Origin of the sequence: Avibacterium endocarditidis (assembly GCF_002921145.1) — a bacterium.
In the GTDB taxonomy this organism is placed as follows: domain Bacteria; phylum Pseudomonadota; class Gammaproteobacteria; order Enterobacterales; family Pasteurellaceae; genus Avibacterium; species Avibacterium endocarditidis.
Genome location: NZ_PQVI01000103.1, coordinates 1 through 11,315 on the forward strand (window position 1 = coordinate 1; position 11,315 = coordinate 11,315).

Consider the following 11,315-nt stretch of genomic DNA (forward strand, 5'->3'; position numbering starts at 1 on the left):
ATACACGTTTTTCATTTTTGCGTAGCGATCTTGTGGCACAAGCACCGTGTTTTCATCACCATCAATAACTAAGGTTTCAATCACTAATTCACCGCCAGCTCTTAGCTGATTTTTCAATTGTGCAAAATGTTCAAAAGGCGATTTGCGATGATACAGCACGCCCATTGAAAAGACGGTATCAAACACACCTAAAGGCTGCATTTGCTCAATGCCCAGGGGGACTAAATTGGCACGGCGGTCATTATTTAGTAATTTACGCACCGCTTCAAATTGGCATAAAATAATTCAGTAGGATCGATGCCCACTACCATTTTTGCGCCTTCACCCACCATTCGCCACATATGATAACCACTGCCACAGCCCACATCTAAAATCACGCGATCGTTGAGTGGGGCAAGGTGAGGCAGCACGCGATCCCATTTGAAATCAGAACGCCATTCGCAATCAATATGAATGCCATAAAGATGATAAGGCCCTTTGCGCCAAGGCATTAATTGCTTGAGATGATAAATAATGCGCTGACGCTCGCCTGCGCTGAGTTCAAAATCGCCCTCAGATTGCACCGCACTTTTTAAATTAATCTGATTGGCGTGCAAATCAGGCAGAAAATCTACAATTTTTGCCCATTTGGCGTAATCGCCGTGAGTTTGCTTTTCCCACTGTTTAAGTTGAGCGGGTAACGTTTCAAGCCAAGCAGAAAGCGGGCCGGTTGCAATTTGTTGATAAAAAGGACGAAAATCGATCATAATTTATAAACTGAACATTCCAAAAGAAATAGTTAAAATTTGAGAAAGGTCATATTTTACCTGATTTGGTACTGTTATTCTATTTCCCTTTTCGCTAGACTAGCCAGCAGAAAAATAAGCAAATAAGATTAATATGGAAACCGTAGAATTATTAGTTAATGTAACGCCAAGTGAAACCCGCATCGCCCTTGTGGATACGGGGATTTTGAAAGAAGTGCATATCGAACGCCAAGCCAAACGTGGCATTGTTGGCAATATTTATAAAGGGCGAGTAACGCGTGTGTTGCCCGGAATGCAATCAGCTTTTGTGGATATTGGCTTGGAAAAAGCGGCCTTTTTGCACGCTTCTGACATTGTTTCGCATACAGAATGTGTAGATGAGAACGAGAAAAAACAGTTCATCGTCAAAGACATTGCGGAGCTTGTGCGTGAAGGGCAAGATATTGTGGTGCAAGTGGTGAAAGATCCCCTTGGCACGAAAGGCGCAAGGCTGACCACGGATATTACGCTACCTTCTCGCTATCTCGTGTTTATGCCAGAAAATAGCCACGTTGGCGTGTCGCAACGGATTGAAAGCGAAGAAGAACGTGCGCGCTTAAAAGATCTGGTATTACCGTTTTGCGATGAATTAGGCGGATTTATTATTCGTACGGCGGCGGAAGGGGCGCGAGAGGAAGATCTGCTGCAAGATGCCGAATTTTTAAAACGCTTATGGCGCAAGGTAATGGAGCGCCGCGCAAAATATCCAACACGTTCAATGCTTTATGGTGAACTTGCGCTGCCGCAGCGTATTTTGCGTGATTTTATTGGAGTCGATTTAGAAAAATCCGCATTGATTCCCATCTTTGCTTTGATGAAGTGAAGCAATTCACCGAAGAATTTATCCCAAGTTTGACGGACAAGTTAATGCTACATTCAGGCAAGCAACCCTTGTTTGATGTCTATGGGGTGGAAAATGCCATTCATACCGCATTAGACAAGCGTGTTAATCTCAAATCGGGCGGCTATCTCATCATAGAACAAACGGAAGCAATGACCACCATTGACATTAATACCGGCGCATTCGTGGGGCATCGTAACCTTGAAGAAACCATTTTCAATACTAATATTGAAGCCACCAAAGCCATTGCGCAACAGCTTCAGCTACGCAATCTCGGCGGCATTATCATCATTGATTTTATTGATATGCAAAAAGAAGAGCATCAAACCCGCGTGCTGGAATCTTTACAAGAAGCGCTGGCGAAAGATCGCGTAAAAACCAGTGTGAACGGCTTTACTCAGCTCGGTTTGGTGGAAATGACGCGCAAACGCACCCGCGAAAGTTTAGAACACGTTCTATGTGATGAATGCCCTGAATGTAGCGGACGTGGACGAGTGAAAACCGTAGAAACCATTTGCTACGAAATTATGCGTGAAATTATCCGCGTACATCACCTTTTCGACAGTGAAAAATTTGTGGTGTATGCTTCAAGAGCCGTAGCGGATTATTTGATCAACGAAGAAAGCCACGGACTCGTGGCAGAATTAGAAGTATTCGTTGGCAAACAAATTCAAATAAAAACCGAAGTGTATTACCACCAAGAACAGTTTGACGTGGTAGTAATGTAAAACTTCCTCAAAAAGCACCGCACTTTGTTTGAGAGTAGATTAAGGCAGATAAGTGCGGTCTTTTTTTACGAATTTTTTGCGATAAGCCCTGCGGAATCAGCATTCCTTTCTTGCACGACTTGAGAAATTAGCGTAAATTATCAACGTATCATTTGATGATACATTAACTGTTTTGTGAAAGTGAGTAAAGCAATGAATATCAAAGTTGAAATCAAACAGTGGGGAAATAGTAAAGCCGTGCGTTTGCCAAAGGATTTTGCTGCTGCAATGAATTTAAATGCGGGAGATATGTTGGAATTTGCGCAAGTTGATGAACAAACCATTAAAGTTGTTGTGCTACCCAATCCAAGCAAGGTAAAGAAAAAAAGATTAAGCCTTGCGGAACGTATCGCAATGACATCGCATAAAACGTTGCCTGCTTGCGATGAATGGGATTCCATTGAACCTGTGGGAGGCGAAGTTTAATATGGTAAAATCGCCCTTTGATCGTGGTGATATTATCTCGGTGTGTTTAAATCCGACGGTTGGAAAAGAAATTCAAGGAGAACGCAGACCTGCGTTAGTGCTGAGTAGTCGTGCTTTTCATCAATTGGGTTTTATGAAAATTGCGCCGATTACACAAGGTAACGCTGAAATGGCAAGAGAAAATGGCTTTGCTGTTACCTTAAGCGGTACAGGCTGTAAAACGCAAGGTATTATTCTAGCTTATCAAACAAGAACCATTGATTTTAGAAATCGAGATGCGAAGAAATTAGAATCTGCACCAGATTATATTGTGTCAGAAGTGCAAGATATTGTTGAATCCATACTCAGAGATTAATATTATGGTTTAAGCTGTTAGCTTGACTAACAGCTTTTTTATTTTTAATGATGATTAAAACGAGAAAACAATGCTAAATAAAGTAACCCAATCCCTACTTGCGCCGAGTCAGTTGGCAACGCAAGATTTAATGAATGTGTTTAACCTAATGGATCACCGCAATATTGATTATGCGGACTTATATTTCCAGCTTAGCCAAGATGAAAGTTGGGTGTTAGAAGACGGTATTATTAAAGAGGGCGGTTTTCATATTGATCGCGGTGTGGGCGTGCGTGCGGTGAGTGGTGAGAAAACTGGTTTTGCTTATGCGGATCAAATTAACTTGGCGAGTCTGCAGCAATGTGCCAATGCAGTGAAAGGCATTGCGCAGCCTACGCAACAAAGTTTTATTTTGCCACAGCCGTTCACACCAGTTTCTGCGGTGCAACGCTATGCGGCGATTAATCCACTGGAAAGCCTCAGTAAAGAAAAGAAAATTGAATTATTGCATCTGGTGGATCGCACTGCGCGTTCGGCTGATCCGCGTGTTACCAAAGTTTCTGCTAGTTTAAGTGCAATTTATGAAGAAGTGTTGATTGCCGCCACTGATGGCACATTAGCCGCGGATATTCGCCCTTTAGTGCGTTTGTCTATTTCTGTTTTGGTGGAAGAAGATGGCAAGCGTGAGCGTGGTGGCGCAGGTTGCGGCGGACGCTTTGGATTAGATTGGTTCTTTGAGATAGACAACGGCGAAATGCGCGCAGTGGCGTTTGCCAAAGAAGCGGTGCGACAAGCTTTGGTGAATCTTAATGCGATCCCAGCACCTGCTGGATTAATGCCTGTTGTGCTTGGTGCGGGCTGGCCGGGCGTGCTATTGCACGAAGCGGTCGGACACGGCTTAGAAGGGGATTTCAATCGTAAAGAAAGTTCCTTATTTACGGGCAAAGTGGGCGAGCTGGTAACTTCACCGCTTTGCACCATTGTTGATGACGGCACATTGCCAAATCGCCGAGGCTCGCTCACCATTGATGACGAAGGCGTGCCAAGCCAATGTAACGTATTGATTAAAGACGGTATTTTGCAAGGCTATATGCAAGATAAAATGAATGCGCGCTTGATGGGGGGGGCACCTACGGGCAATGGTCGCCGTGAAAGTTATGCTCATCTGCCAATGCCAAGAATGACCAATACTTATATGCTTGAAGGAAAAAGTAAATTTGACGATTTGATTGCTTCCGTAGATCGTGGCATTTTTGCACCGCACTTTGGTGGCGGCCAAGTGGACATTACTTCAGGCAAATTCGTGTTCTCAACCTCTGAAGCCTATTTAATCGAAAATGGCAAAATCACCAAACCAGTCAAAGGTGCAACCCTTATCGGCAGCGGCATTGAAGTGATGCAAAATATCTCAATGGTGGCCGACAGCGTAGAAATCGACCACGGCATCGGCGTATGCGGCAAAGAAGGTCAAAGCGTACCCGTTGGGGTCGGCCAACCTGCATTAAAAATTGAAGAAATTACGGTGGGTGGGACGAGTTAGTTTACTTTTGTAAAAAACCTAGCGCTATCGCTAGGTTTTTTTATGAATTATTTATTAACGTTAAACGCCTCTAAAGCTCTTAATGAATAAGTATAGGCAGCGCCAGCGTTGAGGGCAATTGCCGTAGCTAATGCTGCGGCAACTTCTTCTTCCGTTGCGCCTGCTTTGACAGCTTCATCTGCGTGTACTGCAATGCAGCTTTCGCAGCGTGTGGTCACGGCAACGGCAAGGGCAATGAGCTCACGGGTTTTGGCATCGAGTGCGGAGGCTTCTATTGCACTTGATAATGCGCCATATGCCTGTAGCATTTTCGGGTATTTTTTGCCAAGTTCACTGAACGATTGTTTAACGTGGGCCTTTTCTTGTTTCCAGTCTTTAAACATTGTTTACTCCTATTTAATCAAATCATAGCTATTTAATTTGTGTTATTATGAGATGATTTGTTAGAGTTATCTTGCAAAATCATCTCAAGTTTTGGTTAAAAAAGTCTAACAAAATACGTTATGATGCTGGTTTAGCACAAGGAGAAAGCATTGGATATTTTGGATCATTTAATTGAACTGGCTCAAATTGAAGGGGAAATTCACACCCATTGTTTGTTTCAGGGGGATTGGCAGTCGCTACAACCAAGTGCGGGGCAAAATATGGGCGTTTTTCATATTATTGTGCGCGGTGAGTGTGAAGTTATTGTCAATAAAGAAAAAATTTTGCTGAAAGCGGGAGATATTTTCTTTTTACCTGAGGGGGAGTTGCACTATATTCAAAGCCGAAAATTTGCGGAAAATACACAAACCTTAATTGATAAGCGTGAAAATGGACTATTTCAAGTGGCGAGCAATAGTGTAGAAAAAAGTGATTTTGAAATGTTCTGTGGGGCGTTTTATTACGATAAGCAGTCTATTTTATTCAAAATTCTGCCGCATATTTTGCATTTTTCGATGTATCAAACGCCGATTGAGCAACTTGTCGCATTATTCCGTATTGAAGCTGAAGGGAAAGCGCAATTTGCAGGCAGATCTATTATTAATGCCCTTTCATCTGTGCTATTTTCCTACATTTTACGGCATTATATTGAAAAGCACGAAAGCAAAATGGGGCTGCTCGCGGTGCTACAGGACAAGCGTTTAGCGGTAGCAGTGCGAGCAATTTTGCAAAATCCAGAGAAAAATTGGAATATGGAAACCTTGGCAGAAATAGCGAATATGTCGCGCGCCAATTTTATTCGAGTTTTCCAAAAGAAAATGGATACGACACCAGGGAAATTTCTTTCCCAAGTTCGTATGCAGCAGGCATCAATGCTATTAAAAACAACGCAGAAAAACATTCTTACCATTGCTTTGGATATTGGCTACCAGTCAGAGGCTTATTTTAGCCGCGTCTTTAAGCAATATTACGGCATTTCGCCAAATCAATATCGTAAACAAGGAGAAACAGATGGCTGATCCACATATTCAATCACCGATGGATTGGTGTGATTATTTTACCGTCATCATTTATCGTTTAGGTTTTGTCTTAGCGGCAATAATGACAGCGCTTTTGCCTTATTATCCAGAGGTGACTTATTTAGGATTACTCAGTGCGGCGTTATGTTGTGCTTCATCATTACATATTTATTTGAAAAATATCCGTTTTCTACTGCAATTTGCCACTTGGGCGGCATTGTTATGCCATTTATATGGAATGCCGCAACTGGCTATGGGCGGCGCTTTGCTGACACTTGGCGGTTTGGCATTTAAAGAATATTTTTGTTTTCGTATTTGGGGATTAAATTGGCAACCTGTTTTTCTTGCTTTATTGTGGTTTGCAAAAGTGCTGAATTATTCCTTACTGCTCAATGGATTATCCGTTATTTCTGGATTACTTTTTGCCGTGCTTGCGATCCAAAAATGGCGAATGCCGTTACATTTTGATATTGGCGATAAGGGTAAATATCAAATTTAATTGCCTGCAAAATCAATGCAGGGAAAAATTTTATTTACAAAGAGATTATTGTCTTGACTGATTTCGCATTATAGAATTCAGCAGTTTCATTCCTGCTTTTATCAACGTAGGACTTTATTGATATTTTTTAAGAATAGGATAAACCCGTGATTTCACCTGAAAGCCAAGTGCTAGAACGCCATCTTTCTTTATTTGAAAATCGAAATGTATTATTTGCTGGGGCATTGAATGATGATTTTCCACAGCAATTACGCAACAAAGCGCAATCAGTTCATTGCTGGACGTGGTATTTTGATTATGCCGAAAACAAAAGTGCGGTGGATTTTTCCGTAGATTTTGTGCCAAAGGCTGATTTAATCGTTTATTATTGGACGAAAAATAAACAAGAAAATCAGTTGCAATTAATGCAGCTTTTATCACAATGCGAGCCTGAGCAAGAAGTGTTGATTATTGGTGAAAATCGCAGTGGAGTACGTTCAGCGGAAAAAACGCTTTCCCCTTTCGGCGAAATTGGCAAAATTGATAGCGCAAGACGTTGTGGGCTTTATCATTTTTGTTTGAAAATCCACCGCACTTTGATTTAGCCAAATATTGGAAATCTTATCAGCACGCGCAACTTGGTGATTTGACGATTTTCAGCTTGCCGGGAGTATTCAGCGCAGCGGAATTAGATGTGGGAACGGCATTATTGCTTTCAACATTAGAGCGTCCGATCAAAGGTCGTGTGCTAGATATGGGCTGCGGTGCAGGTGTGATTGGAAGCTATATTAAACAGCATAATCCAAGTGTGAATCTTGTGATGACGGATATTCACGCTTTAGCTATTGCTTCAGCAGAGCGTACTTTGATAGAAAATCAACTTGAAGCAGATGTGTTAGCAAGCAATGTGTTTTCACAAATAGAAGGCAAGTTTGACTTGATTATTTCTAACCCGCCTTTTCACGATGGCGTGGATACTGCATTTCGCGCAGTGTCTGAGCTTATTCAGCAAGCTAAATGGCATTTAAATGAAGGGGGCGAGTTACGCATTGTTGCTAATGCTTTCTTACCTTATGCAGATTTGTTGGATCAGCATTTTGGCTCGCATCAAGTTTTGGCCAAAACCAATAAATTTAAAGTGTACTCAGTGCATTATTAAGATAAATAAAGTGCGGTGGTTTTTTGCTAAATTTTCCACCGCACTTTTTTAATCGGCTGTTGTAAGCCATTGCAACGAAATGCACTATTCTTTTTTCAGTAAGAACACGCCATAGTCAGCAAAATGCACATAGGCTTGTTTGATAGCAGGATCAAAACTATCAGGCTGGCAGTTGATGAGTAGCGGTTTACCGCCCCATTGCGCCACAATTTCCCAGTGATTACCCATATACACCGCACTTTGAATTTCACAGCGTTGAGTAGCATCGCCTTGCGCTGAAAGGCGTACCGCTTCAGGGCGAATGCCGACTAAACATTCTCCGTCTGGCAAACCGAAGGATTGTACATTTGGCAAGGTGAACGCGTATTGATTAACCGTTATCGTGCCGTTTTCAAGTTTGCCGTCAAAGATGCTACTTTCCCCCATAAAATTTGCCAAAAACAACGAGTTAGGGTGTTGATAAAGCTCTTTCGCAGAAGCCTTTTGCATAATTTTGCCTTTGTGCATTACGATCACTTCATCAGACACGGCGAAGGCTTCGCTTTGATCGTGGGTTACATAAAGGGAAGTGATGCCAAGGCGTTGTTGCAGCTCGCGGATTTTTTCACGCATACTGCGGCGTAAATTAGCGTCAAGGTTGCTCAGCGGTTCGTCAAACAATAGCACTTTAGGCTTTAGCACCAGCGCACGTGCTAAGGCGACACGTTGTTGCTGGCCACCTGAGATTTGATCCACATAGCGATCTTCAAAGCCCGCCAAATCCACCAATTCCAAGGCTTCTTTAACCCGTTGTTTGCGCTCTGCCGATCCCACGCCCTGCATACGCAAACCGTAGCCTACATTATCCCCAATGGACATATGTGGAAACAGCGCATAAGACTGAAACACGATACAAATATCACGATTTTGAATGGAAGATTTAGTGACATCTTCTCCGTCAATAAAAATTTGCCCAGAAGTAGGGCTTTCTAGCCCAGCCACAAGGCGTAGCACGGTGGTTTTTCCGCAACCAGAAGGCCCGAGCAGGGTAACCATTGAGCCTTGTTTAATAGAAAGATTGAGATCATCGATCACCACCGCTTTACCGAAGGATTTAGTCACATTTTTTAACACTAAAAAATCATTATTCTTCATTTTTACAACCTATTAATTCATTTTTTTCGCTTTAGAACGAGCAATTCGCGTGTCGCCCACCAACCAGTCAAATAGCAAAATAATTGCCATCATTACCACGATTAAAATTGAGCCATAAGCAATGGCAACGCCGTATTCGCCGTCTTCTACGCGGTTTAGAATATAAGAAGTGGCAACCCTTGTATCTGCGGTAACTAAGAAGACAATGGCGCTGACCGTAGTCATTGCGCGTACAAAACTGGTTACCAACGCGGAAAGCAATGCTGGCTTAAGCAGTGGGAAGACAATATACCAAATGGTTTTTAACGAGCTGCCTTTGAGTGAAAGCGAGGCTTCATCAAGGGATTTATCAAGCTGCCCTAAACCTGCCACGGCAGCGCGCATACCCACAGGCATATTACGCATTACCATTGAAAGCACGATGATGATACTTGTCCCTGTGATATAAATTGGCGCATTGTTAAAAGCAAGAATATAGGAAACCCCCGCTACCGTTCCTGGTACGGCAAAGCAAAGCAAGGTTAAAAATTCAAGGGTTTTCTTGCCTTTAAAATCACGGCGCACGGTGATGTAGGCAATCAATAAGCCAAAAATCGCTGTAATCGGAGCAGCGGTGGCGGCAAAAATTACCGTATGAATCAGCGATGGCCAAGCGCCGTCACTAAAGCCTTGTCCGAATAAGGTGAGATAATGCTTAAAGGTAAAAGTGTAATCCACGCCCCAGTTCATTGTAAAGCTGCCGTAGAAAATACTGCCGTATAGTACCGCATTAAACAGCACCCAGAAACCAAGGGTAAAAATAATGAAAAATTTCATCGCACTTGGCAAATCTTGCACATCACCGCGATAGGATTTGCCTGAAACGGTGACGTAAGAGCGATTGCCGATCCATAAATATTGGATCACAAAAATCGCCAAAGAGAAGATCAGCAAAATACTGCCTAAGGTGCTGGCCGAAGCATAATCTAACTGTGATCCTGCAATGTAGAAATAAATTTGCGAAGAAATCACATCAAAGCTGCCGCCTAGCACAAGTGGGGTACTAAAATCTGCTAAAGATTGGATTGCCACCACTAAAAAGGCATTGGCAAGCGCTGGTTTGAGCAAGGGGAAAATAATATTGAAAAAGGCTTGATAGCGGTTTGAACGCAGCGTATATGCCGCTTCTTCAATAGATGGATGAATGGATTTTAACGCCCTTCTAAAATCATAAAAGCCATTGGCGTTAGCGCAAGCGTGTGGGCGATGATAATCCCAGTAAAACCATATAACCAGTTGCTGCTAAAGCCAAAATATTCCACTAAAAATTCCGTAACATAACCTGAACGCCCAAGCATTAAGGTTACCCCTAACCCCACCACAAAAGGCGGAGTTACAATCGGCAAAATGGAGAAAATCTTTCCGATCACGGCGGTGCGTTTAGCAATGCGAGTGGTGTAAAGAGCAAAAATCAAACCAAATAATGTAGCTAAAATGCCCACCGTAATTGCTACACTAAGGGAATTACCGATTATCCGAATGATGTAAGGTTTTTCGACAATGCTGATTACTTGGCTTGGCACAAATTCGCCGTTGTCATAAAACATCGAGATAAAAATCGCCAAGGTGGGATACACAATAAAAAAGAAAATCAGCAAGACAATGCTAATCAGCGAGGTGATGATGAATTTATCCCCTTGCATCACTTTCATCTTTGCCAAGCCTTGAGTGGCAAGGGCAATCAGGCTCAACATTAGGACAAAAATGGAATAGCCGAGATTGAATTTTTCTATTGTGGCAGAAATAAACACAAATAGGAAAATCGCCAACACCGCCAGAAATTCTGCCAGACTTTGCTGCCGTTTCCCTTTGAAAACAGCAGACAAAATTGGCACAAAAGCTAATGCAGCAAACCAAAACCAACTTAAATTAAAGCTCGCCCAGCCCATTGCTTCATAAATTTCATCAGGCGTGGATTCTGCCAAACCATAATACAACGCCATAGAAGGCAAACAGATAAAGCCCAACAATGCGAGCAAAATCCAAAATAGGCTGCTATTAAACATCTGTGACAGCTTTTTCATAACATCTCCGTGAAACAGCGATTATTTCGCCAATTTTACTTCATTCACCCATCTGTCAATAAGATGGCGGCGTGTTTCGTTTGAACCAAATTTATCAAAATTATAATCGATCAAATTCAAATCAGCAGGTTTGAGTGCGTAAGGTGAAGGCTCGGCATTAATGTTTGTGGCAACGTGATGAGATTGTGCTTCTTTCCACGACAATTCTTGCGCCTCTTTTGACATTACCCAATCAGCAAATAATTGTGCATTTTTTAAGTTACGCGCATTTTTAATAACGCTTACGCCACCAAGCTCATAACCTGTGCCTTCGCAAGGTACGACAAGTTCAATGGGCGCACCTTGT

The 11,315-nt window shown here is 42.4% G+C and carries 7 protein-coding genes and 5 pseudogenes; 7 read left to right on the forward strand and 5 right to left on the reverse strand.

Annotated features, from left to right (window positions below):
* Positions 1–746, reverse strand: a pseudogene (cmoB, locus tag C3Z13_RS08270) (tRNA 5-methoxyuridine(34)/uridine 5-oxyacetic acid(34) synthase CmoB); the annotation flags it as partial.
* 133 nt (positions 747–879) lie between these two features.
* Between cmoB and rng the strand changes: the two are divergent.
* The 4 genes and pseudogenes from rng to tldD all read left to right on the forward strand — a co-directional run bounded on the left by rng (position 880) and on the right by tldD (position 4,693).
* Positions 880–2,354: pseudogene (gene rng / locus C3Z13_RS08275) on the forward strand (ribonuclease G).
* A 192-nt stretch (positions 2,355–2,546) separates the two neighbouring features.
* A complete protein-coding gene (locus C3Z13_RS08280) occupies positions 2,547–2,819 on the forward strand; it encodes an AbrB/MazE/SpoVT family DNA-binding domain-containing protein (RefSeq protein WP_103855606.1) in 273 nt (90 codons plus the stop codon).
* 1 nt (position 2,820) lies between these two features.
* Positions 2,821–3,174 carry a type II toxin-antitoxin system PemK/MazF family toxin gene (locus C3Z13_RS08285; protein ID WP_103855607.1) on the forward strand — a complete coding sequence of 118 codons (354 nt, stop codon included), beginning with the start codon at positions 2,821–2,823 and terminating at the stop codon, positions 3,172–3,174.
* A gap of 70 nt (positions 3,175–3,244) precedes the next feature.
* Positions 3,245–4,693, forward strand: coding sequence for a metalloprotease TldD (gene tldD / locus C3Z13_RS08290; protein ID WP_103855608.1), 1,449 nt, complete (start codon positions 3,245–3,247; stop codon positions 4,691–4,693).
* 47 nt (positions 4,694–4,740) lie between these two features.
* Here the strand turns inward: tldD and C3Z13_RS08295 are convergent, their stop codons facing one another.
* Entirely contained in the window at positions 4,741–5,076 is a 336-nt protein-coding gene (locus C3Z13_RS08295; RefSeq protein ID WP_103855609.1) for a carboxymuconolactone decarboxylase family protein, read from the reverse strand.
* Positions 5,077–5,226: 150 nt separating this feature from the next.
* On the opposite strand from C3Z13_RS08295, the gene C3Z13_RS08300 reads away from it, so the two are divergent.
* From C3Z13_RS08300 to rsmC, 3 genes and pseudogenes are all read left to right on the forward strand, one after another.
* Complete coding sequence (locus C3Z13_RS08300) at positions 5,227–6,135, forward strand: helix-turn-helix domain-containing protein (protein ID WP_103855610.1); 909 nt, start codon at positions 5,227–5,229, stop codon at positions 6,133–6,135.
* Positions 6,128–6,634, forward strand: a complete 507-nt coding sequence (locus tag C3Z13_RS08305) for a DUF2301 domain-containing membrane protein (RefSeq protein ID WP_103855611.1) — start codon at positions 6,128–6,130, stop codon at positions 6,632–6,634. Before C3Z13_RS08300 ends, C3Z13_RS08305 begins: the two co-directional genes overlap by 8 nt.
* A gap of 146 nt (positions 6,635–6,780) precedes the next feature.
* Positions 6,781–7,772, forward strand: a pseudogene (rsmC, locus tag C3Z13_RS08310) (16S rRNA (guanine(1207)-N(2))-methyltransferase RsmC).
* Between the two features lie 84 nt (positions 7,773–7,856).
* Here rsmC and fbpC read toward each other — a convergent pair.
* The 3 genes and pseudogenes from fbpC to C3Z13_RS08325 form a co-directional block, all read right to left on the reverse strand.
* Positions 7,857–8,906 (reverse strand): ferric ABC transporter ATP-binding protein, encoded by a 1,050-nt coding sequence (fbpC, locus tag C3Z13_RS08315; protein ID WP_103855612.1) that lies wholly within the window; start codon positions 8,904–8,906, stop codon positions 7,857–7,859.
* A gap of 12 nt (positions 8,907–8,918) precedes the next feature.
* Positions 8,919–10,708 (reverse strand): annotated as a pseudogene (locus tag C3Z13_RS08320) (ABC transporter permease); the annotation flags it as partial.
* 282 nt (positions 10,709–10,990) lie between these two features.
* Positions 10,991–11,315: pseudogene (locus C3Z13_RS08325) on the reverse strand (hypothetical protein); the annotation flags it as partial.